This is a genomic window from Streptomyces durmitorensis, assembly GCF_023498005.1.
Taxonomy (GTDB): Bacteria; Actinomycetota; Actinomycetes; order Streptomycetales; family Streptomycetaceae; genus Streptomyces; species Streptomyces durmitorensis.
In genome coordinates, this window is record NZ_CP097289.1 from 6747579 (window position 1) to 6772055 (window position 24477).

21 protein-coding genes are annotated in these 24477 nt (G+C 71.4%); 9 read left to right on the forward strand and 12 right to left on the reverse strand.

Features of this window, described 5'->3' with window-relative positions; genetic code table 11:
* The first annotated feature begins 53 nt into the window (after positions 1–53).
* On the forward strand, positions 54–521 hold the full coding sequence (locus tag M4V62_RS30065) for an RDD family protein (protein ID WP_249590317.1): 468 nt from the start codon (positions 54–56) through the stop codon (positions 519–521).
* Positions 522–677: 156 nt separating this feature from the next.
* Here M4V62_RS30065 and M4V62_RS30070 read toward each other — a convergent pair whose 3' ends face one another.
* From M4V62_RS30070 to lipB, 4 genes are all read right to left on the reverse strand, one after another.
* Positions 678–1379, reverse strand: coding sequence for a DUF4191 domain-containing protein (locus M4V62_RS30070; RefSeq protein WP_249590318.1), 702 nt, complete (start codon positions 1377–1379; stop codon positions 678–680).
* A gap of 30 nt (positions 1380–1409) precedes the next feature.
* Positions 1410–1613, reverse strand: a complete 204-nt coding sequence (locus tag M4V62_RS30075; protein ID WP_249590319.1) for an SCO2195 family GlnR-regulated protein — start codon at positions 1611–1613, stop codon at positions 1410–1412.
* 276 nt (positions 1614–1889) lie between these two features.
* The gene (locus tag M4V62_RS30080; RefSeq protein ID WP_249590320.1) at positions 1890–2855 is read right to left on the reverse strand and encodes a lipoyl synthase; all 966 of its coding nucleotides are present in this window, start codon (positions 2853–2855) and stop codon (positions 1890–1892) included.
* 136 nt (positions 2856–2991) lie between these two features.
* On the reverse strand, positions 2992–3828 hold the full coding sequence (lipB, locus tag M4V62_RS30085) for a lipoyl(octanoyl) transferase LipB (RefSeq protein ID WP_249590321.1): 837 nt from the start codon (positions 3826–3828) through the stop codon (positions 2992–2994).
* Between the two features lie 220 nt (positions 3829–4048).
* Here lipB and M4V62_RS30090 point away from each other — a divergent pair, with 220 nt between their 5' ends.
* Positions 4049–5494 carry an NsdA family TPR-like regulatory protein gene (locus M4V62_RS30090; RefSeq protein ID WP_249590322.1) on the forward strand — a complete coding sequence of 482 codons (1446 nt, stop codon included), beginning with the start codon at positions 4049–4051 and terminating at the stop codon, positions 5492–5494.
* 78 nt (positions 5495–5572) lie between these two features.
* On the opposite strand, the gene M4V62_RS30095 is transcribed toward M4V62_RS30090, so the two are convergent.
* From M4V62_RS30095 to M4V62_RS30105, 3 genes are all read right to left on the reverse strand, one after another.
* A complete protein-coding gene (locus M4V62_RS30095) occupies positions 5573–7726 on the reverse strand; it encodes a family 20 glycosylhydrolase (RefSeq protein WP_249590323.1) in 2154 nt (717 codons plus the stop codon).
* Between the two features lie 306 nt (positions 7727–8032).
* Complete coding sequence (locus tag M4V62_RS30100) at positions 8033–9373, reverse strand: NAD(P)/FAD-dependent oxidoreductase (protein ID WP_249590324.1); 1341 nt, start codon at positions 9371–9373, stop codon at positions 8033–8035.
* Positions 9374–9630: 257 nt separating this feature from the next.
* Positions 9631–10566, reverse strand: coding sequence for a TIGR01777 family oxidoreductase (locus tag M4V62_RS30105; protein ID WP_249590325.1), 936 nt, complete (start codon positions 10564–10566; stop codon positions 9631–9633).
* Between the two features lie 62 nt (positions 10567–10628).
* Between M4V62_RS30105 and M4V62_RS30110 the strand changes: the two genes are divergently transcribed.
* Positions 10629–11117: a GNAT family N-acetyltransferase gene (locus M4V62_RS30110; protein WP_249590326.1), complete on the forward strand. Its 489-nt coding sequence runs from the start codon at positions 10629–10631 to the stop codon at positions 11115–11117.
* A 119-nt stretch (positions 11118–11236) separates the two neighbouring features.
* Positions 11237–12394 (forward strand): PP2C family protein-serine/threonine phosphatase, encoded by a 1158-nt coding sequence (locus M4V62_RS30115; RefSeq protein WP_249590327.1) that lies wholly within the window; start codon positions 11237–11239, stop codon positions 12392–12394.
* A 54-nt stretch (positions 12395–12448) separates the two neighbouring features.
* On the opposite strand, the gene M4V62_RS30120 is transcribed toward M4V62_RS30115, so the two are convergent.
* Positions 12449–13135 (reverse strand): TetR/AcrR family transcriptional regulator, encoded by a 687-nt coding sequence (locus tag M4V62_RS30120; RefSeq protein WP_249590328.1) that lies wholly within the window; start codon positions 13133–13135, stop codon positions 12449–12451.
* Between the two features lie 144 nt (positions 13136–13279).
* On the opposite strand from M4V62_RS30120, the gene M4V62_RS30125 reads away from it, so the two are divergent.
* From M4V62_RS30125 to M4V62_RS30135, 3 genes are all read left to right on the forward strand, one after another.
* Entirely contained in the window at positions 13280–14065 is a 786-nt protein-coding gene (locus M4V62_RS30125) for an SDR family NAD(P)-dependent oxidoreductase (protein ID WP_249590329.1), read from the forward strand.
* A 49-nt stretch (positions 14066–14114) separates the two neighbouring features.
* Positions 14115–14972 carry an SDR family NAD(P)-dependent oxidoreductase gene (locus M4V62_RS30130; RefSeq protein ID WP_249590330.1) on the forward strand — a complete coding sequence of 286 codons (858 nt, stop codon included), beginning with the start codon at positions 14115–14117 and terminating at the stop codon, positions 14970–14972.
* 84 nt (positions 14973–15056) lie between these two features.
* The gene (locus tag M4V62_RS30135) at positions 15057–15923 is read left to right on the forward strand and encodes a peptidoglycan recognition protein family protein (RefSeq protein ID WP_249590331.1); all 867 of its coding nucleotides are present in this window, start codon (positions 15057–15059) and stop codon (positions 15921–15923) included.
* A gap of 120 nt (positions 15924–16043) precedes the next feature.
* On the opposite strand, the gene M4V62_RS30140 is transcribed toward M4V62_RS30135, so the two are convergent.
* The gene (locus M4V62_RS30140) at positions 16044–16571 is read right to left on the reverse strand and encodes a DUF4240 domain-containing protein (protein WP_249593077.1); all 528 of its coding nucleotides are present in this window, start codon (positions 16569–16571) and stop codon (positions 16044–16046) included.
* A 175-nt stretch (positions 16572–16746) separates the two neighbouring features.
* On the opposite strand from M4V62_RS30140, the gene M4V62_RS30145 reads away from it, so the two are divergent.
* Together M4V62_RS30145 and M4V62_RS30150 are read left to right on the forward strand one after the other, a co-directional pair.
* On the forward strand, positions 16747–17733 hold the full coding sequence (locus tag M4V62_RS30145) for an SDR family oxidoreductase (RefSeq protein ID WP_249590332.1): 987 nt from the start codon (positions 16747–16749) through the stop codon (positions 17731–17733).
* 71 nt (positions 17734–17804) lie between these two features.
* Positions 17805–18776: a helix-turn-helix transcriptional regulator gene (locus M4V62_RS30150; RefSeq protein ID WP_249590333.1), complete on the forward strand. Its 972-nt coding sequence runs from the start codon at positions 17805–17807 to the stop codon at positions 18774–18776.
* An 84-nt stretch (positions 18777–18860) separates the two neighbouring features.
* Here M4V62_RS30150 and aceE read toward each other — a convergent pair whose 3' ends face one another.
* The 3 genes from aceE to sucB all read right to left on the reverse strand — a co-directional run bounded on the left by aceE (position 18861) and on the right by sucB (position 24428).
* Positions 18861–21557 (reverse strand): pyruvate dehydrogenase (acetyl-transferring), homodimeric type, encoded by a 2697-nt coding sequence (aceE, locus tag M4V62_RS30155; RefSeq protein ID WP_249590334.1) that lies wholly within the window; start codon positions 21555–21557, stop codon positions 18861–18863.
* 290 nt (positions 21558–21847) lie between these two features.
* Entirely contained in the window at positions 21848–22471 is a 624-nt protein-coding gene (locus tag M4V62_RS30160) for a GntR family transcriptional regulator (RefSeq protein ID WP_249590335.1), read from the reverse strand.
* A gap of 160 nt (positions 22472–22631) precedes the next feature.
* Positions 22632–24428: a 2-oxoglutarate dehydrogenase, E2 component, dihydrolipoamide succinyltransferase gene (gene sucB, locus M4V62_RS30165; protein ID WP_249590336.1), complete on the reverse strand. Its 1797-nt coding sequence runs from the start codon at positions 24426–24428 to the stop codon at positions 22632–22634.
* Between the last annotated feature and the right edge of the window lie 49 nt (positions 24429–24477).

Consider the following 24477-nt stretch of genomic DNA (forward strand, 5'->3'; position numbering starts at 1 on the left):
TTCGCCCTACCCCGCCCGTCCTCGGACGAAATCGGGCGCAGTACCGTGGACGGGTGGACAACAGGCAAGTAATCGGATCGTGGCTCTCCGGCCCTCGTGCGGCGGCAGAGGATGCGGGCGTCGACTTCGGATACCGCGGCGAGCAGCTCGGCCTGCCGGAGGAGGGGCCCGGCTCGATCGCGCGGCCCGGCCGGCGCATGGGCGCCGTCGTCGTCGACTGGGCACTGTGCATGCTCATCGCATACGGCCTGTTCGCTCGCGGTGACCAGCAGGCGATGGGCAACTGGGCGCTGGGCATCTTCTTCGTCATGACCGTCCTGACGGTCGGCACGGTCGGCTGCACCCCCGGCAAGGCCCTCTTCAGGCTCCGTGTCGTCGCCGAGGGCGGCGGCCGGCTCGGCGCCGTCCGGGTCCTCATCCGCAGCGTGCTGCTCTGCGTCGCCATCCCGGCCCTGATCTGGGACCGCGACGGCCGCGGCCTGCACGACCGCCTCGCCCGCGCCGTTCAGGTACGGATCTGAAACCCGGCTGAACCGGGCTGCACCCGGCTGAACCAGCTGCACCCGCGTACGACGAAGGCCCCGGAACCGATCGGTTCCGGGGCCTTCGTCAACGTAGGAGAAGACGGGAAAGGGAAGATGTCGACGTCGAAGAAGTCGCGGTCGAAGAAGTCGAGGTCAGCGCATCTTCGGTCCGCCGCGAGGCATCCGCATGCCCTTCGGCATCGGGCCCTTCGGCAACGGCATGTTGCTCATCAGGTCGCCCATCGCGCGCAGCCGGTCGTTCGTCGCCGTGACCTGCGGGCCCTGGAGGACGCGGGGCAGCTTCAGAAGCGTCGTACGCAGCTTCTTCAGCGGGACCTGGCCCTCGCCGGTGCCGACGATGACGTCATGCACAGGGACGTCGGAGACGACCCGCGCCATGCGCTTCTTCTCGGCCGCCAGCAGGCTCTTCACCCGGTTCGGGTTGCCCTCGGCGACGAGCACGATGCCGGCCTTGCCGACCGTGCGGTGCACGACGTCCTGGCTGCGGTTCATCGCCACCGCCGGAGTCGTCGTCCAGCCGCGGCCGATCTTGTCGAGCACCGCGGCCGCCGCACCGGGCTGGCCCTCCATCTGCCCGAAGGCCGCACGCTCAGCCCTGCGCCCGAAGACGATCGCCATCGCGAGGAAGGCGAGCACAAAGCCGAGAATGCCGAGATAGATCGGGTGACCGATCAAGAAGCCGATCGCGAGGAAGACACCAAAGGTGACGATTCCCACAGCCGCGATGATGAGACCGATCCGCGGATCGGCCCTGCGGGTCATCTTGTAGGTCTGGGCAATCTGCTTGAGTCGCCCGGGGTTCGCGGCGTCCGCCGCGGTTTCCTTCCTCGCCATGTCGTGAAGTCTACGTGTCCCTGGAAGTGACTACGACGTGCGGGTTGTCATCGCCTCTTCGAGCACGCGCAGCGCCTCTGCCCGGTCCTTGGCGCGACGCCGGTCGTCGAGCACTGACGTCCAGGCGTTGCGGCGAGCGGTGCGCTGGCCGCTGCTCATGAGAAGCGACTCGACGACGCGCAGCGCGTCGGTGACGGACGGGATGGCGGTGGCGCGAACGGGCGCGGCCTGCATGGTGGGGCCCTCCTGAGCGGCTATGGGTAGGGCTGTACGTGGGGTAATTCCAGGGTCACTGATTGGTGTTACCAGGGCGTGACCGACCGGTCAAACACGGATGAAGCCTTGACGCCGCACCCCGAAACATTGACGCGGCCCGTACGGTCCCCTCACCTGCGGGGACCGTACGGGCCGCGTCATCTCGGCCACTACCGGCCAGTAGTCACTTGTGCGCCGATTCACACAGTCGGGCTCTCGCCCGAAGCGCGAGCGCCGTCGGGCTCTCGCCCGCGATCACACCGCCTGCGAGGCGACGTACGCCCCACGCTTCTCGACCGCCATCTGGAAGAGGCGCCCGGCGCGGTACGAGGAGCGGACCAGCGGTCCCGACATGACGCCGGAGAAACCGATCTCCTCGGCCTCCTCCTTCAGCTCCACGAACTCCTGCGGCTTGGCCCAGCGCTCCACGGGGTGGTGCCGCGGCGTCGGACGCAGGTACTGCGTGATCGTGATGAGCTCGCAGCCCGCGTCGTGCAGCGCGTGCAGCGCCTCGCTGATCTCCTCGCGCTCCTCGCCCATGCCGAGGATGAGGTTCGACTTGGTGACCAGACCGGCCTCGCGGGCGCGGGTGATGACCTCGAGCGAGCGCTCGAAGCGGAAGCCGGGGCGGATCCGCTTGAAGATGCGCGGCACCGTCTCCACGTTGTGCCCGAGGACCTCGGGGCGCGAGGAGAAGACCTCGGCCAGCTGGTCGGGGTCCGCGTTGAAGTCGGGGATGAGGAGCTCGACCTTGGTCTGGCCCTCGGCGCGGTCCGCCGTCATCGCGTGGATCTGGCGCACGGTCTCCGCGTACAGCCAGGCGCCGCCGTCGTCCAGGTCGTCGCGGGCTACGCCGGTGATCGTGGCGTAGTTCAGGTCCATCGTGACGACGGACTCGCCCACGCGGCGGGGCTCGTCGCGGTCGAGTGCCTGCGGCTTGCCCGTGTCGATCTGGCAGAAGTCGCAGCGCCGGGTGCACTGGTCACCGCCGATGAGGAAGGTGGCCTCGCGGTCTTCCCAGCACTCGTAGATGTTGGGACAGCCCGCCTCCTGGCAGACCGTGTGCAGGCCCTCGCTCTTCACGAGGTTCTGCATCTTCGTGTACTCGGGGCCCATTTTCGCCCGGGTCTTGATCCACTCGGGCTTGCGCTCGATGGGGGTCTGGGCGTTCCGGACCTCCAGGCGCAGCATCTTGCGTCCGTCGGGTGCGACTGCGGACACATCGGCTCCCTGTAGCTTCGATTCTTCGGCGCACACCAGGGTACGCCCGTGATGTCGTTGGGCTTACGTTCGGCCAACCTCTGGCCGACGGGGTGCATTCCCACACGGCCCCGACGGCCCCGGCAGCCCGAGCTGTCTAGGCGGTCGCCTTCTCGGTTTCCGGGTTCTCAACCGTCGTCCCGACGGGCTTCTCGACGGTGCGCGGCTTGAGCTCCGCGCCCTCCAGGACCTCCCGCAGATGCTTCTCGGCGACGGGCAGGACGTCGGCGATCGTGACCTCGCGGCCCAGTTCGTACGAGAGCGACGTCACGCCGGCGTCGCGGATGCCGCACGGGATGATCTTGTCGAACCAGGTGTTGTCCGGATTCACGTTCAGGGCGAAGCCGTGCATCGTCACGCCCTTGGCGACGCGGATGCCGATGGCCGCGATCTTGCGGTCCTCCCGGCGCTGGCCCGCGTTGGACGGGGCGTACTCCGGGCCGTTGAACCGGGCGTCGAACTCGTCGTCCTGCGTCCGTGGATCGAAGTCCAGGGTCAGCCCGCCGAGCGCCGGACGCCGCTCCACCGGGTCGCCAAGGACCCATACGCCGCTGCGGCCCTCGACCCGGCTCGTCTCCAGGCCAAACTCCGCACACGTACGGATAAGTGCCTCTTCCAGGCGGCGCACATGTGCTACGACGTCCACCGGGCGCGGCAGCTTCTGGATCGGGTACCCCACGAGCTGTCCGGGGCCGTGCCAGGTGATCTTGCCGCCGCGGTCCACGTCGACGACGGGGGTGCCGTCAAGGGGGCGCTCGCTGTCCTGGGTGCGGCGGCCCGCGGTGTAGACCGGCGGGTGCTCGAGCAGCAGACAGGTGTCCGGGAGCTCGTCGGCGAACCGGGCGGCGTGCACGCGGCGCTGCTCGTCCCAGGCCTCCTGGTACTCGACCGAATCCGGGCCGAAGCCCAGACGGACGAACTGAAACTCACTCACGGCAAGTGCCTCCCTAGAACCTGCACCGTGCACATATCGCGCCCCCAGCCACTGTACGGGCCGCGGATTCTCGTCAGTCGTCCGGTCAATCCTCACACGATCGGATGAATGCGGGTCGAAGGCCGCGTCGAGGGCGGTGGGGGCCGCTACATTCACGCCGTTCACAGAGCCATAAGGGCTGCTCAAGGCAACGCCCGAAAGGCAGGAGACCGCACAGCTGATGACGGAACGACCTCCGCAGCGCACCCCCAACCGCCAGCTAGCCTCGCTCATCTCAGAAGCCGGGTTCTCCAATGCGGGGCTCGCGCGCCGCGTCGATCAGCTGGGCCTCGAGCACGGTCTCGATCTGCGGTACGACAAGACATCCGTGACCCGCTGGCTGCGCGGGCAGCAGCCGCGCGGCACCACCCCCGCCCTCATCGCCGAGGTCTTCACCCGGCGGTTAGGGCGCCGCCTCTCCGCGCAGGATCTCGGGCTCGACGCGTGCGCGCCGGTGTACGCCGGGCTCGAGTTCGCGGCGAGCCCCGAAGAGGCGATCGACATCGTCGGCGGGCTCTGGCGCAAGGACTCCGGAAGCCATGCCGAACTGCGGAAGATCGCGTTCACCCCGGCAGGACTCGTCGTCCCCAGCAGGGACTGGCTGATCGGCCGCGCGGACGACCGCGTGGGCCGCGGTGACCTCGGGCCGAGCACCGGCCGCGTGCCCACGCAGGGCCGTCCGGCCATACCGCGCCAGCGCAAGGAGCCGGAGCGGGGCGTCGGGGCGAAGGTGACCAGCGGCGACATCTCGGCCCTGCGCTCCGTCGGCGAGCTCTTCCGCGCGCTCGACCACGCGTACGGCGGCGGGCACGCCCGGCAGGCCCTGGTGCGCTATCTGGAGCACGAGGCCGAGCCGATGCTGCGCGGCTCGTACGGCGAGCAGGCCGGGCGGCGGCTCTTCGCGGCCGCCGCCGACCTCACCCGGCTCGCGGGCTGGACGTCGTACGACATCGCGGCGCACGGTCTCGCCCAGCGCTACTACGTCCAGGCGCTGCGGCTCTCGCAGGCGGCGGGCGACCGTGCGTACGGCTCGTACGTCCTGGTCACGATGAGCCGCCAGGCCGTCTACCTCGGGCACGGCAGAGAGGCGGTGCAGCTGGCGCGGGTGGCCCAGCAGGGCGTCGGCTCCTCCGCGCCGCCCGTCGTGCAGGCCCTGCTGCACGCGGTCGAGGCGCGCGGGCACGGCGTGCTCGGCGAGGTGCGGGCGTGCACGGCGTCGATGGTGCGCGCCGAGCGCGCCCTGGAGACCGCGCGGCCCGGCGACGAAGTCCCCTACTGGGCGCGCTTCTTCGACGAGGCGCAGCTCGCGGACGAGTTCGGGCACTGCCACCGGGACCTCCAGCAGTACCGCGTGGCCGCTCAGCACGCGGAGCGCTCGCTCCAGCTGCGCGCCCCCGGGTACGCCCGCAGCCGCCTGTTCTGCCGGGTGGTGCTCGCCTCGTCGCGGCTTGGCCTCGGCGAGCTGGAGCAGGCCTGCCAGCTGGGCGCGGAGGCGGCGCAGGCGGCGGGTGAGATGCGCTCGGTGCGAGCGGTGGAGTACGTACGCGACTTCGAGCGGCGGCTCGAGCCGTACCGCGACGCGGCGGCGGTGCGCGGCTACCGCGACCGGGTGGCGGCGCTGGGCTGAGTGTCCATACCGGACTGATGTGCGAGGTAAGGGGCGGGCCTGCGCAGGCCCGCCCCTTACCTGTGTGCTCCACGCGGGTCAGCGCAGGCGCTCGACCTCGTCGGGGGACAACGCCTCGTCCCACGTGGTGAGTTCGTCGAGGTCGCCCCGCAGGCTCGCCTTCTCCGTCCCGATGGACCGCAGCGGCAGGGGGATCGACGCCGCGACGGACCCGACCCGCTCACCGTCGGCGTACAAGGTGGTGTGCCCCGGGGTCGTCACCCACGTCAGCCGCGTCCAGCGGTCAAGGGGCAGCGTGAAGTCGAAGCTGTGGTCGGCCTCGCCGTACCGCGTGAAGCCGACCTTCCCGGTGCCGTGCTGCATCAGCTTCAGCGCGCCAGCCCTGGAGCTGAGCAGCACCTGGTCCCCGGTCCTTGCCGTCGGACGGACCTGCACCGACACGGTCCACGGCTCGGCGACGTCGAGACCGCCGAAGCCCACGCCGTCCCGGTCGGAGTCGAAGCGCCAGGCCTGGCCGCGCACGCCTGCCACCGGGGTGGGGTTGTTGATGATGTACGAGGTGCCGGGCAGGGCGCCCGCCACGTCCTCGGCGATGATCGTGTTGCCGGGACTGCCCGCGTACGTCCAGCCGCTGGGGTACGAGGCGTCGTCGAACGTCCAGTGGTGGCTCGGCCGGCCCTCCACCCGTGGCGGCACCGGCGCGGGCGTCGTGCCCGGCGGGTCACCGATGCGGGCGGCGCGGGCCCTGAAGTCGGCGAGCGTGTCCGGCGTCGTGGACTTGTTCCAGGTGCGGTCGGCGAGGATCGCGCGGGCGCCCGCCATGCTCTTCTCGAAATAGCCGTCGTCGGCCCAGAAGTTGTAGTCGGCCCAGTTGGTGACGCCGGAGCCGAGCATGTCCGGGTCGGAGTTCGGCGCCCAGCTGTCGTACATCCAGGGCTCGTCCGGATACAGGTGGTGGTAGTTGTTCGGGGTGTCGTAGAACGGGCCGATGGCGATCTCGTCGTGCCCCGGGATCTCCGGCTCGGCGCCCGTGCCCTCCCAGGTGAGGAAGACGACGGGGGCGTGGACCTTCTGCTGGGGCGCGGCCAGGTGCTCGGAGCCGTTGTAGACCGCCGTGCGCTTGCCGTGCGAAGTGACCACGTCGTCCAGGGTGTTGATGTAGCGGTTGAGCAGGTCGCCGAGCGTGGACACGTCGGGCGCGCTCGCCAGATGGTTCTTCACCCGCGGGCACTCGGCCAGCTGACCGGGGACCTCCTCCGCGCCGATCGAGAACAGCGGTGCGTCGAACCAGCCCGCGAACTCGTCGACGATCTCCTTCGACTTCGCGATCGCCTTGTCGCTGGTCATGTCGATGATCCAGTCGGGCGTGAGGTGCGAGTGCGTGTGCGCGCCCGTGCAGGCGTCGGCGCCCGATCCGAAGCCGATGCCGAAGGCCTCGCTGATCACGGTGGCGTGGCCGGGGAGTTCGAGGCCGGGCATCAGCTGGACGTGATGGCGGGCCGCGAAGGTCTTCAGGCGCTCGATGTCGGCGCGGCTGTAGCTGTGGTCGGGGTCGGCGAGGCCCGGGAACTTCGGGCTGTGGAGGCGGAAGCCCTCGGACTCGGAGAGGTGCAGGAAGAGGGTGTTGAGCTTCTGGTCGCCCATCCTGCGGATCAGATTCTCCAGGTAGGAGATCTTCCAGTACTTGCGGCCCGCGTCGAGGTGCACCATGCGGATGGCCTGCGCGGGGCGGTCGGTGGAGCGGGCGCGGGGGACGGCGCGGTGGTCGTCGGCCGTGGAGCGCAGGAGCTGGAGGAGCGTGCGGGTGCCGTAGTAGAGGCCGTGGGTGGAGGCGGCCTCTACGCGGATGGGGCCCGCGCTGTCGAAGCGGTAGCCCTCGGCGCCGAGGTCCCCCTTGGCGGTGAGGCCGAGCGTGATGTCGCCGTCGGCGGGGCGGCCCTGGCTGGGGGCGATCCGGGGGGTGATGCCGGTGACCTGCTTGATCTCCGTACGGAGCTGGGTGGCGAGTTTGCGTACGGACTGGTGTGCGGGGCCCGGGAATTCACTGCGGCCCGAGGGGAGCGCGGTGGTGGATCCGGCGCGCGGGTCGATCAGGATGCGGGTGCGCTCGGTGAGTCGCGTGCGGCCGTCGAGTGCGGTCCAGTCGGTGGGGCGGGGGACGACGGAGGGCGCTGCGGTCTCCGTGGCTGCTGTGTCATCTGTGTCATCTGTGGCGGCTGTGGCGGTCGGCAAAGATAGACCTCCTATGAATAGGCCGAGGATGAGCGATATCACCGGCATGGTGCGACGCACGTGAGCCTCCTGCGGCTTGGCGATCCGGAGGGGACCGTAGCCGTGGGGTACCCGTGTGGCAAGGGGAGTTGCAGGGGTGGGTGAGGTTCGGTGGGTCCTACGAAGTGGGCGTGCGGGAAGGCGGAAGCCCTCGCGTGGGGGCGCGAGGGCTTCCAGGGGATGTGGCATATAGGTCGGATGGATCGGTCTGGTCAGGCGGCAGTGTCAGCCGGGGGCAGCCGGGGGCAGCCGGGGTCAGCCAGGGCGTCAGGCCGCCATCGGTAACTGCCCCGTCCCGTGCGCGGGGTCCACGCCGAAGTCCGCGAGCGCGGCCCGCGCCGCGCGACGGCCCGAGTACAGCGCGCCCTGCACCGTGCTGGTGTCCCGGTGGTCCCCGCACACGTAGAGCCCCGAGAGCAGCCGCACGGGGCGGCGCAGATCGTGCGGGGGCGGCATCGCGGGCACCGCCTCGCGGGTGTGGTGGACGGCGAGGGACTCCCACCGGGCGGTCGACGTGCCGTACAGCTCGGCGAGATGGGCGAGGACGGCGCGCTCGTCCGGCGGCGGGCCGAGGACCGTCGAGGAGATGAGCGCCCGGCCCGCGGGCGCGCGCGACGGGTCGACGTGGCTGATCACGGCCGTGTGCGCGACCGGCCCCGAACGGTCGGCGTCGAGCAGCAGGGCCGGTTCGGCGAGCGGCGGCTCGGGGGCCGCGTGGTGCAGGACCGTCACCTGGTGGAAGGGCGGCACGCGCAGGCCGGGCAGCAGCTCGGCGGCGGCGCGCGCGTCGGTGGCCAACAGGACGGCGCGGCAGCTCACTTCGCCGTGCTCCGCGGTCGTGACCGAGGTCGTGGAGACGGCCGTGGCGCGTACGCCGGTGCGCACCGTGCCCGGTGGCAGTGCGGCCGAAAGGAGCTCGGGAAGCGCCTCGGCGCCGCCTTCCGGCAGACACAGACGGCCGCGCGCGAAGGAGTGCAGGGCGAGGTCGGCGCACCGGCTCGACGTCGTCAGGTCCGGGTCGCACAGGAGCGCCGAGAGCAGCGGGCGCAGGAAGCCGTTGACGGTGCGCGCGGGCAGGCCGCGGTCGAAGAGGGCTTGTGCCGCCGGGAGTTCGGGGCGGGCGAGGAGGCGCTGCGGGGGCGTCGCCGCGATCCTGGCGAGTGCCGCGCCGAGCCGGGCCTGGTCGAGCGCGCCGCCGAGGGGGGTGGTGCGGGGTGCGGTCCGAGCCGTGCGCGGACCCCGGGGGGCGCTTGCGAGGGCGCGCGCGGCGGTGAGTGCGCCCCTTGCGCGCCGGGGGCTCGTGGGCTCGACGGCGCGGTGGTGCCGACCGTCGCTGTGCATCAGGACACCGGGCACGAAGGGCCGCAGTACGAGGGCGTCGAGCCCCGGTGTGTGGCGCAGCTCGGGATACGAGGTGGTGAGCAGCTGCCCGATCCTGTCGAGCCGGAACCCGTCGACCTTCTCCGTCGACATGCGCCCGCCGACGTAAGGGGCGGCTTCCAGGACGACGGTCGTTACACCGGCACTGGTCAGCTGGTGGGCGGCCGAGAGTCCCGCGACCCCCGCTCCCACGATGACGACATCCGCATGGTGCGCAGGCTCTAGCACGGGCCCCTCCCCGGGGTTGCGCGGCTGCTGGGGACGTCATGCCCTCAACAGGGCTTCGGAATCACCGAGTTCCGCACGAGGGTAGGAGCCGAAACGCATCGAGGCAGTCGCGCATCGACCGAGCACGGTCGCACGCCGGTCGCACGGCGATCGCAGACGCGAAGAAGGCGATCGGAAGGCGTCAGAGCAGATGTGTCGGGAGTGGTTTCGCGTTCACCGAAGCGCTGTTCACCGCGGTGCCGGCCGCCGCGTGCCGTTCACCGCAGCGCGGCGCGGATCGACTCCTCGATGCCCGGGAACGCGAACGAGAAGCCCGACTCCAGGAGCCGGGTCGGCAGGACCCGCTGGCTGCCGAGCACGTCGCCGGACATCTCGCCGAGCACGACGCGCAGCGCGGGCCGCGGCGCCGTGAAGAGCGTGGGCCGGTGAAGCACCCGCCCCATCGCCGCCGTCACCTCACGGTTGGTGAGCGGATCGGGCGCCGTCAGGTTGACGGGACCCGACAGTGTCGGGGTGTCGAGCAGGTGCCGCAGCGCGGCCACCGCGTCGTGCAGCGAGATGTAGCTCCAGTACTGCCGGCCGTTGCCGAGGCGTCCGCCGAGCCCCGCCTTGAAGAGCGGGAACATCCGCGCCCAGGCGCCGCCCTCGCGCGCCACCACCAGGCCGTTGCGCGAGAAGACCGTGCGGATGCCCGCTTCGTGCGCCGCGGCCGCCGCACCCTCCCACTCCACGCACAGGGAAGGCAGGAAGCCCTCTCCGGCAGGCGCGCTCTCGTCCACCGCGCGCTGACCGGTCTCTCCGTAGTAGCCGATCGCGCTCGCGCTCAGGAAGACGCGCGGCGGCTCGTCCAGCGAGGCCGCGGCCTCGGCGAGCGCGGAGGTGCCGAGCACCCTGCTGTCACGGATCTCCTGCTTGTAGGCGGCCGTCCAGCGGCGGTCGCCGATCCCGGCCCCCGCCAGGTTGACGAGCGCGTCACAGCCCGCGAGCCCCGCCGTGTCGACGTAGCCCTCCTTGGGGTCCCATCGCACCTCGTCCTTCGTACGAGGTGCACGGCGCACGAGCCGCACCACCTCGCGGCCGTCGTCGGCCAAGGCGCGGGTCAGGGCCGTCCCGATGAGGCCGGACGCGCCGGCCACGGCGATACGGGACGGCCGCGAGGACGGGGCTGACTGCTCGGACTCGGTGGGCTCCATGACGCCATCCTGCCCCGGAAACCCGCCGTGAGGCGCGTTGCGCCCGTCGTACAGTGACGCGCATGCCGGACACGCACATACGTACCGCTCTGCCGGACGACGAAGAAGCCCTGGGCCGCATCGACCGCGTCACCTGGTCCACCCTGCACGCGGTGCAGCCGGCTCCGCAGCTCCCGTACCCGCCGTTCTTCAGCGACCGCTTCGGCCCCCGCGACCACTTGGTCGCCGAGGTCGACGGCGTGGTGGTCGGCTACATACGGCTCGGTTTCCCCACCTCCCTCCTCGCCAACGCCCACGTGCGCCAGATCCTGGGCTTCGCCGTCGCGGACGAGGCACGCGGCAAGGGAGTGGGCCGCCTCCTCGTCAGGGCCGCGGTGGAGGAGGCCCGCCGCCAGGGCGCGCGGCGCGTCACGCTGCGGGTGCTCGGCCACAACACCCCCGCCCGGACGCTCTACGCCTCCGAGGGCTTCGTGGTCGAGGGGGTGCTGCCGGGTGAGTTCTTCCTCGACGGCGCGTACGTGGACGACGTGCTGATGGGGCGCGTGCTCTGACCGCCCCGGGCCCGCGATGACCCCCGCCCGGGGTTCGGCACCCGACGGACCGGCCCGGCGTGCGGTGGGCACGCGCGCGTAGGAGCGTGGGAAGGCCGACCGGAGGGAGGAGCGAACCGATGTTCAGGGTCGCTGCTGCCAGTCGGCGGGACCGGGAGGAGCCGGGCTGGCTGCGCGGCGCGCCGAGACCACGCTGGGTGCGCTGGCCCCCGCCCGTGCTCCTGGCCGTCATGTGCGTCATCCAGCTGGCCACCCCGGAGACGGTCGACCTCAGCTTCCTGCTCGCCGCCGTGCCGCCGCTTGCCGCGCTGTCGTACGGCGCCTCCGCCACGGCCCTCTTCGGCGGCACCGTGGTGCTGCTGCTCGCCCTGCCGGACGTCGGACTCGGCCGCCCGGGGGACAGCGATCTGCTGACGGTCGCCTTCGTGGCGCTCCTGAGCATCCTGTTCGCCTGGGTACGCAGCCGGCGCGACGCCCAGCTCGTCACCGTGCGCACCGTCGCGGAGGCCGCCCAGTTCGCCGTCCTGCCGCCGCTGCCCGAGCGCGTGGGCCCGGTGCGCTGCGCGGGCCTCTACCGCGCCGCACAGGGCGGGACGCTGGTCGGCGGCGATCTCTTCGACGTACGCAAGGGCCCCTGTGGCGTACGGGCGCTGGTGGGCGACGTGCAGGGGCACGGCCTCGCGGCCGTCGGGACCGTTGCCGCGCTGCTCGGCGCCTTCCGGGAGGCGGTGCTCGACAAGACCGACCTGGAGGGGGTGGCCGCCCGCCTCGACCGGCGCCTGGTGGTCGACTCCGAGGAGGCCGAGCACGCCGAACTCTTCGCCACCGCCGTGCTCCTGGAGTTCCGGGAGGACGCCCCCGAGCTGCGGATCGTCTCCTGCGGCCACCCGCCCCCGCTGCTGCTGCGCGGGGGAGTCGTCGAGGAGCTCGCCGTGGCGCCGGGCGCTCCGCTGGGCCTGGGGATCGCCGGTGTCGCCCCGCCCGAAGAGGTGACCGTGGGCCTGAAGCCCGGCGACCGGCTGCTCGTGGTGACCGACGGCGTGACCGAGGCGCGGGACGCGTCCGGCGCCTTCTACCCGCTGGCCGAGCGCCTTTCGGTGCTCTGCGCCGACCTGCTGGACGACCCGGCGGCCATGACGTCCGCGGTGTGGAGGGACCTGATGCGGTTCTCCGGCGGGGTCGGGGACGACGTGGCGCTGCTGGCGTTCTCGCTGGACCTGGGGCTCGATCTGCGGCTGGAGCGGGGGCCGGGGCCGGAGCCGGATCCGGAGATGTAGCGGGGCACTGCGGGGGAGTGGGGGCGTCGCGGGAGCGGGAGGGGGCGCTGCGCCTCAGCCGTCGGCGCGCCGGGCGTGCAGGAGCCGGAGCCCGCCCGTCAGTTCGCGCAGGCAGCGCACCGCCAGGACGGCGGGGGAGCCGGGCCCCTCGGTGGGCGCGTCCGTGACGGCCCAGGTCTCCAGAGCCAGGCGGATGGCGTCCGTGGCGGCCGCGGCCGCCAGGCGCACGTCCAGCGCGTCGGCGTCGTCCCCGGCCAGGCGGGCGAGCACGGGCACGAGCTGCTCCTCGGACTCCTGGTTCACGCGGTACCAGACGGCGCGCAGCGCCGGATCGTCCTGCGCGGCGCGCAGCAGGCCGCGGGTCCACTCCAGGGACTCGGCCGCGCGGTCGTCCGCCGCGGTCAGCGCGTCCGCGATGGACCGCTCCAGGGCCGTCGGCACTCCGGCGGCCGGGTCGAGATCCGCCAGGTGGGCCCGCCACTCGGCGGCGCCCCCGGCGAGGAGCGGCGCGACCGCGTCCTGCTTGTTGCGGAAGTACCGGTAGAAGGTGCGCAGCGCCACTCCGGCCCGGCCCGCGATCTCCTCGGCCGTGGTGCCGTCCGGGCCGCGCTCGGCGAAGAGTTCGGCCGCGGCGCGGGCGATGTCGAGCTGCGTGGCCGCTTTGCGGCGCTCCGTCAGCGACGGTGGCGGTGACTGCGGTGACTGCCGTGACTGCGGTGACTGCGACGGGTGGGTGCTCACGTTCGCAGCCTACGCGCGATTCTCACCCTGATACATGAATTGTCGGCATGGCAAAACGTGCCAGAGAGGCGTACATTGAAATCAGACCGGGGAGGCCGGGTCCATGGGCGGATCCGGGAGCCCGGAGTTGATCGGAGGCATTTCATGAACCGCTACGCAGGCCGTCGTGCACTCATCACCGGCGGTGGCTCGGGCATCGGGCAGGCCACCGTCCTGCGGATCCTCGAGGAGGGCGGCAAGGTCGTGGCCGCCGACGTCAGCGAGGCGGGCCTGAAGGACACCTCCGAGAAGGCGGGCGCGGCGGCCGACCGTCTCACCACCCTCGTCGTCGACATCGCGGACGAGACCTCGGTGCGCGAGGGGGTCGCCACCGCCGTCACCGCGCTCGGCGGCCTGGACGTCCTGGTCAACGCGGCGGGCGTGCTCCGCTCCTCGCACACGCACGAGACAAGCCTGGATTCCTTCAACCGCGTCATCCAGGTCAACCTGGTCGGCACGTTCCTGGTGATCCGCGAAGCGATCCCCGCGCTGCTCGAAGGCGAGGACGCCGCCGTCGTCAACTTCAGCTCCACCTCAGCGATGTTCGCCCACCCGTACATGGCGGCGTACGCGGCGAGCAAGGGCGGCATCCAGTCCATGACGCACGCGCTGGCCGCCGAGTACGGCAAGCAGGGCATCCGCTTCAACTCCGTCCAGCCCGGCTCCATATCCAGCGGCATGACCGACGGCAGCGGCGCCAGCAAGCAGAGCGTCGGCCCCGGCCTGCCCGAGGACGCCGACATGAGCCTCTTCATGAAGCTGGCCCCGGCCATCGGTCAGGGCTTCGCGGGGCCGGAGTCCGTGGCCTCGGTGGTCGCCCTGCTCGGCTCGCAGGACGGCAAGTTCATCACCGGCACCGAGGTCCGGGTCGACGGCGGCACCCACTTCTGACAGACGAGGACGCCGTCCGGGACAGGGCGCCGCCCGAGAGGAGAGCAGCATGAGCAACGCAGGCCAGACCTTCGCAGGCCAGATCTACGCGGGCAAGGTCGTCGTCATCACCGGTGCGTCGGCGGGCATCGGATCCGGATTCGCCCGGCACGCGGCGGCCCTTGGTATGAGGCTGGTCCTCGCCGACATAGCCGCCGACCGCCTCTCGGCCCTGGCCGAGGAGTTGCGCGCCGTCGGGGCCGAGGTCGAGCCGGTCGTGACGGACGTGTCCGACCCGCTCTCGGTCGACGCCCTCGCCGACCGTGCCTACGACCGCTTCGGCGCCGTCGACATGCTGATCAACAACGCCGGGATCATGGCCATGGGCTACTCCTGGGAGATCCCCGCCGAGCGCTGGGACGCCGCCCTGCGGATCAACATCGGCGGCTATGTGAACGGCATACGCTCCTTCGTGCCGCGCCTGCTTGAGCAGCCGACGCGTAGCTGGGTGCTCAACGTGTCCTCGGTGGGCGGACTGCTGCCGAGCCCGCTGATGGCGCCGTACAGCGTGACCAAGTTCGGGACGCTCGCGCTCACCGAGTCCCTCGCCTACGAGATGCGGATGAAGCAGGCGCCGGTGCAGGTCTCGGTCGTGCTGCCGGACTCGGTCAAGAGCGAGATATTCAGGGCCGCGCTGCCGGGGGACGGCACACCGCCGGAGATAGCGGGGTTCAACGAACAGCTCCAGCAGCGCGCCGACACCCAGGGGATCACGCCCGAGGAGCACGCCCGCCGTGTCTTCGAGCAGGCCGCGGAGGGCCGTTACTGGATCACTCCGCAGCCCGAGATGATCGACGCGGCGCTCCAGCCGCGCACGGACATGATCCTTTCCCGGACGAACCCAGGGCTCGACCTGGGCGGGGTCTGACCGCGGCCCGGGGAGAACCGCTCAGGTTCAGCCGAGTGGCGGACCGCGGTCGCGGGCGGTGCGGGTGGGCCGGAGAGTCGGACCATGCGTGTCTTCCGTGGGATGTCCGCGGCGCGCGTGCCGTCGGCGGTGCGTGCGGTGCTGTGCTGTGTCCCCGGTGCCGTGGCCGTAGGGCTTCTGCTGATGTGTGCGCTGTTCGCCGGGCCCGGGGCTTCGGGGGCGCCGGGGCGGGCGGGTGACGCTCCGGTGGCGTTCGCCGGGCTCGGCGAGCGGGCGGGCGTGACCGGGCGGTATCCCACGATGCCGGCGGCCGCGGCGCCGGTGCGGCGGGCCGTGGGGCATCCCGCGGTGCGGCCTCGCGTCGTGCCGCGCGCCCAGTGGCTGGCCGGTGCGGTGCGGGAGCCGCCGCCGGCCCGGTATGCCGACCGGGTCCAGGCGGTGTTCGTGCACCACACGGACTCCCCGAACAGCTACGACTGCGCCGATACCCCGCGCATCATCCGTTATCTGTACGCAGGCCAGGTCGAGGGCAGACAGTGGGACGACATCGGCTACAACTTCCTCGTCGACCGGTGCGGGACCGTCTACGAAGGGCGTGCGGGCGGCATCGACCGGGCCGTGGTCGGGGCGCACACGCAGGGCTTCAACCGGGAGTCGGTGGGGATCGCGGCGATCGGGACGTTCACGGCCGGGGTTCCCGTTCCCCGGGCGATGACCGATGCCTTGGCGGCCCTCGCCGCGTGGAAGCTCGGGCTCTCGGACGTGGACCCGCGCTCCACGGTGGGGCTGGTCTCCTCGCACAGCCTCAGCAAGTATCCGGCGGGGACGAGCGGGCACTTCAGCGCGGTGTCCGGGCACAACGACGGCTACTACACGCACTGCCCGGGTGCGGCACTGACGGCGGCCCTCCCCGCGATCAGGCAGGCGGCCGCACGGCTGCAGAACCGGTAGCGAGTCGGCAGGAGAGGCGGAATGAACACCCCGCGGGTCTGTGGCGCGGTCGACTGGACCCGTGCCTCGGTCGACTGGACCCGTGTCTCGGTCGACCGGGGCTGTGCCTCCGCCGACGCCTCAGTCGACCGCCCCGCCGAAGCGTTCCCACAGCTTGGGGTAGCGCTGGGCCATCGCCGCCTCGTCCTCGAAGTCGAGCGGTGTCCCCTCCGGCTCCTGAGGGGCGGGAGCGATGCCGAGGTCGGGGGTGACGACGCCGGTGAGCTGCTCGTAGGCCTCGTCCGCCGCGTAGCCCAACTCCTCGCCGTCGCCGTCGATCTCCTCGTCGAAGTCGTCGAGGAGGTCCGCGAGCGAGTCGGGGTCGTGCAGGGCCCCCTCGAAGACCTCACGCCCCTGGCCGATCAGCCAGCAGCGGAAGTAGTCGAAGGCGTCGTCGCTCGCGCCGCCGAGGATGATCCAGGAAGCTCCCCAGAGGTCCCAGCGGTACGCACGGTTGTAGCGGGCCTCGAAGTGACGGGCGAAGTCGAGCACCATGTCCGGCTCGAGCTCGAGCAGCCTCTCGGTGAGCAGGTCGGCGTGGTCCTCGGGGTCGCCCTCGGCGGCCACGCGGGTGCGGTCCACGATCTCCCAGAACTCCGTCTCGTCCATCACGGGACAAGCATCGGTCCTGGGGGGTGGGTACGCACGCGGAGTGCGGCGGATGCGGCTGTGTCGTTATGCGTGCACATGCCCATGGAAAACCCGACAGCAGGTGTCGGCATTGGGTGGCAGCCTCGAAGACATGAGCAGCGACAGGGACAGGGTCAGGGACAGGGGCAGAGGCATGAGCAGCGACAGGGAGATGGTCAGGGACATGGACAGCACCGAGGCACTCGCGCAGCCACTGGCCGGAAAGATCGCCCTCGTCGCCGGTGCCACCCGCGGCGCGGGCCGGGCCATGGCCGTGGAGCTCGGCCGCGCCGGAGCCACCGTGTACGCGACGGGGCGCACGACCCGCGCGCACACCAGCGAGGTCGGCCGCACCACGGAGACCATCGAGGAGACCGCGGAGCTGATCACCGCCGCTGGCCGTGAGGCGGGCGGAGCGGGCACAGGAATCGCCGTACCGACCGATCATCTGGAGCCCGAGCAGGTCGAGGCCCTCGTCGAGCGCATCGACCGGGAACAGGGGCGCCTGGACATCCTGGTCAACGACATCTGGGGCGGCGACGTCCACGTCGAGTGGGACAAGAAGATGTGGGAGCACGACCTCGACAAGGGGCTGCGCCTGATGCGCCTCGGCATCGAGACCCACATCGTCACCAGCCGGTACGCGCTCCCGCTGCTCGTCAAGAACCCCGGAGGCCTGGTCGTCGAGGTCACCGACGGGACCGAGGAGTACAACGGCCCCAACTACCGCAAGCCCTTCTACTACGACCTCGCCAAGGCGGCCCCGCTGCGGATGGCGAAGGGCCTGGCCGAGGAGCTCAAGGATTACGGCTGCACGGCGCTCTGCCTGACCCCCGGCTGGCTGCGCTCCGAGTTCATGCTCGACACGGCCTTCAAGGTGACCGAGGACAACTGGCTGGACGGCTGCGAGCAGAACCCCCACTTCGCGATCTCCGAGACCCCGACCTTCGTGGGCCGGGCCCTGGTCGCGCTCGCCGCCGACCCCGAAGTGGCCCGCTGGAACGGGGCATCGCTCTCCAGCGGCGGCCTCGCCAAGGAGTACGGCTTCACGGACGTCGACGGTTCGGCGCCGGACGCCTGGCGCTACATCGCGGAGGTCGAGCAGAAGGGCAAACCGGCGGATGTGACGGGCTACCGCTAGTCACTCCGACGCGCACGGGTAGTCACTCCGACGCGCGCGGGCGGGCCCCCGGCTGGCGGCATCATGGGGGCATGCGCGCTGCACGCCTCATCAAGATGGTGCTTCTGCTCCAGGCCCGCCCCTCCATGACCGCCGCCGAGCTCGCGGGCGAGCTCGACGTGTCCGAGCGGACCATCACGCGGGACGCCCAGGCGCTTTCGGAGGCCGGGGTCCCGGTCTACGCGGACCGCGGCCGCACCGGCGGCTACCGCCTCATCGGCGGCTACCGCACCCGCCTCACCGGGCTCGGACGCAGCGAGGCGGAGGCGCTGTTCCTGTCCGGAGTCCCGGGCGCCCTGCGGGAGATGGGCCTGGAGGACGCCTCGTCCGCGGCCCGTCTGAAGGTGTCGGCGGCCCTGATGCCCTCCCTCCGGGACGCCCAGCAGAACGCCTCGCAGCGGTTCCACCTGGACGCGCCGGGGTGGTTCCAGGAGACTCCGGCGCCCGAGCTGCTGCCCCCGCTCGCGGACGCGGTCTGGGACGACCGGCGCGTCACCGCCCGCTACCGGCGCCAGGACGCCGAGGTGGAAAGGGAGTTGGAGCCCTACGGCCTCGTGCTCAAGGCGGGCGTCTGGTATCTGTGCGCGAGGGTTCCCGACACGGGTTCGTTCCGGGTGTACCGCATCGACCGCTTCACCGCGATCGCCACCGGCGAGGACCGCTTCGTACGCGACGAGGAGTTCGACCTGCCGGGTTTCTGGGAGGAACGGGCGGCGCAGTTCGCGCGGGCGATCCTGAAGTCCGAGGTCGTGGTGCGGCTCTCCGAGAGGGGCCTACGACAGCTTCCGTACGCCACCGACGCCGTGTCCGTGCGCGAGGCGATGGAGGAGGCGAGCGCCCCGGACGACCAGGGCTGGGTGACGCTCACCTTGCCCGTGGAGAACGAGACGGTCGCGTACACCCAGCTCATGTCCCTGGGCCCGGAGGCGGAGGTCCTGGAGCCGACGACGCTCAGAGAGCGATTCGCACAAGCGGCAACACAAATGGCCAGCCGCTACAAGTAACCCCCCCTCCCGCAGCCGAAAGCGGGCCCCCACCACCCGGCAGGGACCCGCATCAAGCCGAAGGCAACAGACGGCAACAGACGGCTACAGACCGTACTTGGCCCGAGCCTCCTTCACCGAGGCAGCGGGAACCTCGCCCCGCCGTGCCAGCTGCGCGAGAGCGGCCACGACGATCGACTCGGCGTCGATGCCGAAGTGGCGACGCGCCGCGTCACGCGTGTCGGAGAGGCCGAAGCCGTCCGCACCCAGGGACGAGTAGTCCTGCTCGACCCACTGCGCGATCTGGTCCGGCACCTGCCGCATGTAGTCGGAGACCGCGAGCACGGGACCCTGCGCACCCTCAAGCGCCGTACGCACGTACGGAGTGCGCTCCTCGCCGCGCAGGATCGCCTCGTCCGCCTCAAGGGCGTCGCGGCGCAGCTCGGTCCAGGAGGTCGCGGACCACACGTCGGCGGCCACGCCCCACTCCTCGGCGAGCATCTTCTGCGCGGCCAGGGTCCAGTGGATGGCCGTACCCGAGCCGATCAGCTGGATGCGCGAGGCGTTGGCGGCAGCCGAAAGACCGGCCGTCTCAGCGGTGTTGAAGCGGTACAGACCGCGCACGATGCCCTCGTCCACACCCGCGGGCTTCGCGGGCTGCGGCATCGGCTCGTTGTAGACGGTGAGGTAGTAGAAGACGTTCTGGTCCTCACCGGGGGCGGCGTCGCCGTACATCCGGCGCAGACCGTCCTTGACGATCGCCGCGACCTCGTAGGCGAACGCGGGGTCGTACGACATGGCGGCGGGGTTCGTCGCGGCGATCACCGGAGAGTGACCGTCCGCGTGCTGCAGACCCTCACCCGTCAGCGTCGTACGACCGGCGGTGGCGCCGACGAGGAAGCCGCGGCCGAGCTGGTCGCCGAGCTGCCACATCTGGTCGGCCGTGCGCTGCCAGCCGAACATCGAGTAGAAGATGTAGAAGGGGATCATCTGCTCGCCGTGCGTCGCGTACGACGACGACGCGGCGATGAAGTCCGCCATCGAGCCGGCCTCGGTGATCCCCTCGTTGAGGATCTGGCCGTCCTTGGCCTCGCGGTAGTACATCAGCTGGTCGCGGTCGACCGGCTCGTACGTCTGGCCCTTGGGCGAGTAGATGCCGAGCGACGGGAAGAGCGACTCCATGCCGAAGGTGCGCGCCTCGTCGGGGACGATCGGCACCCAGCGCTTGCCGGTCTCCTTGTCGCGGATCAGGTCCTTGACGAGGCGTACGAAGGCCATGGTCGTCGCCATCGACTGCGAGCCCGAGCCCTTGTCGAACGAGGCGAACGACTTGTCGGCCGGGGCGGGCAGCGGCGCGAGCGGCTGCGTGCGGCGGGCCGGGGCCGGACCGCCGAGCGCGGCACGGCGCTCCTGGAGGTAGCGGACCTCGGGGGAGTCGGCGCCGGGGTGGCCGTAGGGCACCTGGCCGTCGACGAAGTCACTGTCCGAGATCGGCAGCTCAAGGAGGTCGCGCATGTCCTTGAACTCGTCCACCGTGAGCTTCTTCATCTGGTGGTTGGCGTTCTTGGACTCGAAGCCCTTGCCGAGCGTGAAGCCCTTGACCGTCTGCGCGAGGATCACGGTCGGCGCACCCTTGTGGGTGAGCGCCGCACGGTAGGCCGCGTAGACCTTGCGGGCCTCGTGGCCGCCGCGCGAGAGGTGGAAGCACTCGCTGATCTTGTCGTCGCTCAGCAGCTGACCGAGGGCCACGAGCGCGGGCTCGGAGCCGAAGAAGTGCTCGCGGATGTAGGCGGCGTCGCGCGTCGCGTACGTCTGGAACTGCGCGTCCGGCACCTCGCGCAGGCGGCGGACCAGGGCGCCGTTGGTGTCGAGCTGGAACAGCTCGTCCCAGGCGTTGCCCCACAGGACCTTGATGACGTTCCAGCCGGCGCCGCGGAACTGGGCCTCCAGCTCCTGGACCACGCGGAAGTTGGCGCGGACCGGGCCGTCGAGGCGCTGCAGGTTGCAGTTGATGACGTACGTGAGGTTGTCCAGACCCTCACGCGCGGCGAGCGCGAGGGCTGCCGTCGACTCGGGCTCGTCCATCTCGCCGTCACCGAGGAACGCCCACACGTGCGAGGCGGAGACGTCCTTGATGTTGCGGTTGGTGAGGTAGCGGTTGAAGCGCGCCTGGTAGATCGCCGACAGCGGGCCGAGGCCCATCGAAACGGTCGGGAACTCCCAGAGCCAGGGCAGACGGCGCGGGTGCGGGTAGGACGGCAGGCCGTCGCCGCCCGACTCGCGGCGGAAGTTGTCGAGCTGCGCCTCGTTCAGACGGCCGTCAAGGAAGGCGCGGGCGTAGATGCCGGGGGAGGCGTGGCCCTGGATGTAGAGCTGGTCGCCGGAGCCGTCCCCCTCCTTGCCCTGGAAGAAGTGGTTGAAGCCGGTCTCGTAGAGCCAGGCGGCGGAGGCGAAGGTGGCGATGTGGCCGCCGACGCCGTATTTGCTGCCCCGGGTCACCATCGCGGCCGCGTTCCAGCGGTTCCACGCGGCGATCCGCTGCTCCATCGCCTCGTCGCCCTCGATCGCCGGCTCGGCGGAGGTGGGGATGGTGTTGACGTAATCGGTCTCAAGGAGCTTGGGCAGCGCCAGGCCCGCGCCCTCGGCGCGCTCCAGCGTGCGCCGCATCAGGTATGCGGCTCGGTGCGGCCCGGCCGCCTGGGTAACGGCGTCCAGGGAGGCCTGCCATTCGGCGGTCTCCTCGGGGTCGCGGTCCGGGAGCTGGTCGAGCTCGCTCGGCTGGATTGCGGAGGGGTCGGTCATGTCGCCGCCTTCCTGAGTCGGAGGGGGTCCCCTGTTCGGTAAGGGGTGGGGGTGCCCTAGGTCTTTGGCAGGACAGGGCGTGAAGCTCTGGTGTGAGCCCGTCGGAGACTCTAACTCCGTGATCGATGATCGATCAAAGGGTTGAAGGCGAAAACTCCTTCATATTCAGAAAGTAGGCATCCGGTGCCATTAAGGAGGGCACGCGGTGCCTTCGATTTGAAGGATCACCGCAGGTGGGAGCACGTATGAGCGGCTCGGTCACGAATGAGCGCGAACCCTCTCGGAGCAGCTCAGGCGCGCGGCGCGCAGCCCAGGACGTGGGCCTTCACCAGCTCCGCGATAGCGGGATCGCGCCGCCGGAAGGCCGAGACGAGGGCCTCGTGCTCCTCCGCGTACGACTGCTGCACCGTCCCGAGCCACCGGATCGAAAGGGCGGTGAAGACCTCGATGCCGAGGCCCTCCCAGGTGTGCAGCAGCACGGAGTTGTCCGCGGCCCGCACCAACTCCCGGTGGAAACCGACCGTGTGCCGCACCTGCGAGGTGCCGTCGGCGGCACGGTCCGCCTCGTACAGGGCGGCGACATGGGGTTCGAGGGCCGAGCAGTCCTCGGCCAGGCTCTCGGCCGCGAGTTCGGCGGCGATGGCCTCCAGGCCCGCGCGGACGGGGTAGCTCTCCTCCAGGTCCGCCGCGGTCAAGTTCCGTACGCGGACGCCCTTGTTGGGCGCGGACTCGATGAGCCGCAGCGTCTCCAGCTCCCGCAGGGCCTCCCGTACGGGTGTCTGCGAGACCTCCAGCTCCACGGCGATCCGCCGCTCCACGATCCGCTCGCCCGGCTGCCAGCGCCCGCTGACGATCCCCTCCACGATGTGCTCGCGGATCTGTTCGCGCAGCGAGTGAACGACGGGCGCGGTCATGTGGGCTCCTCCGGCGGGGGCAGCGCCCCCAGGGCGTTGTGACCCCTAGACAATACGGCGACGCCCCCGCTCGGAAACCTCCGAACGGGGGCGTACGCGCTGATGAGACGAGTCTTACAGCCCTACGGGCCGCAGAACTACAGCCTTACGGGCCGCGGAACTACAGGCCGAGCTCGACCTCGAACTCGCCGGCCTCAAGGATCGCCTTGACCGTGGTCAGGTAGCGGGCGGCGTCCGCGCCGTCCACCAGACGGTGGTCGTAGGAGAGCGACAGGTACGTCATGTCACGGACGGCGATGGTCTCGCCGAGGTCCGGGTGGTTGATGACGACCGGGCGCTTGACCGTGGCACCGATGCCGAGGATGGCGGCCTGGTTCGGCGGCACGATGACCGTGTCGAACAGGGCACCGCGCGAACCGGTGTTGGAGACCGTGAAGGTGGCACCGGACATGTCGTCCGGGGTGAGGCCACCGCCACGGGCCTTGCCGGCCAGCTCGGCGGTCTTCTTCGAGATACCGGCGATGTTCAGGTCGCCCGCACCCTTGATGACCGGCGTCATCAGACCCTTCTCGGCGTCAACGGCGATGCCGATGTTCTCCGAGTCGAAGTACGTGATGGTGCCTTCGTCGTCGTTGATCCGGGCGTTGACGACCGGGTGGGCCTTCAGCGCCTGGGCGGCGGCCTTGACGAAGAACGGCATCGGGGAGAGCTTGACGCCCTCACGGGCCGCGAACGCGTCCTTCGCCTTGGCGCGCAGCTTCATCAGCTTCGTGATGTCGACCTCGACGACCGAGGTCAGCTGGGCCTGCGAGTGCAGCGCCTTCATCATGTTGTCGCCGATGACCTTGCGCATGCGGGTCATCTTGACCGTCTGGCCGCGCAGCGGGGACGCCTCGATGGCCGGGGCCTTCGAGGCGGCCGGGGCAGCGGCGGCAGCCGGAGCCGGAGCGGTCTTCTTGGCCTCGGCGGCCGCGATGACGTCCTGCTTGCGGATACGGCCACCGACGCCGGTGCCCTTGACGTCCGAGAGGCTCACGCCGTGCTCGTTGGCCAGCTTGCGGACCAGCGGCGTGACGTATGCGCCGTCGTCGGCCGGGGAGGCCGGTGCGGCGGGCGCGGGCGCGGACGGGGCCGGGGCCGCGGGCTGAGCCGGGGCTGCGGGCTGAGCCGGAGCGGGCGCCGGAGCAGCCGGAGCCGCGGGCTGTGCCGGAGCCGGAGCGGCAGCGGCGGGCGCCGCCGGGGCCGCGGGAGCCGCAGCGGGGGCGGCCGGGGCCGCGGGCGCCGCCGGAGCAGCGGCCGGAGCGGCCGGGGCAGCCGGAGCGGCAGCGGCCGGAGCCGCACCGGGAGCGCCGATGACGGCGAGCTTGGCGCCGACCTCGGCGGTCTCGTCCTCGCCCACGACGATCTCGAGCAGCACGCCCGCGGTCGGGGAGGGGATCTCGGTGTCGACCTTGTCCGTGGAGACCTCGAGCAGGGGCTCGTCCTCCGCGACCTCCTCGCCGACCTCCTTCAGCCAACGGGTGACGGTGCCCTCGGTGACCGACTCGCCCAGGGCGGGCAGCGTGACGTCGGTACCGGAGGCGCCACCGGCCGGTGCGGCCGGTGCGGCAGGCGCCTCGGCGGCGGGAGCCGGAGCCGCGGGGGCCTCGGCGGCCGGGGCCGGAGCCTCGGCCTGCGCCGGCTCGGCGGCCGGGGCGGACTCGGCAGCGGGGGCGCCGCTACCGTCGTCGATGACGGCCAGCTCGGCGCCGACCTCGACGGTCTCGTCCTCGGCGACCTTGATGGACGCCAGGATGCCGGCGGCCGGGGAGGGGATCTCGGTGTCGACCTTGTCGGTCGAGACCTCGAGCAGCGGCTCGTCGGCCTCGACGCGCTCGCCCTCGGCCTTCAGCCAACGGGTGACAGTGCCCTCGGTGACGCTCTCGCCGAGCGCCGGAAGGGATACGGAAACCGCCATGGTTTCAGTTGCTCCTTACGAATTGCGGAAGTCTGTGGTCGTCGCGCCC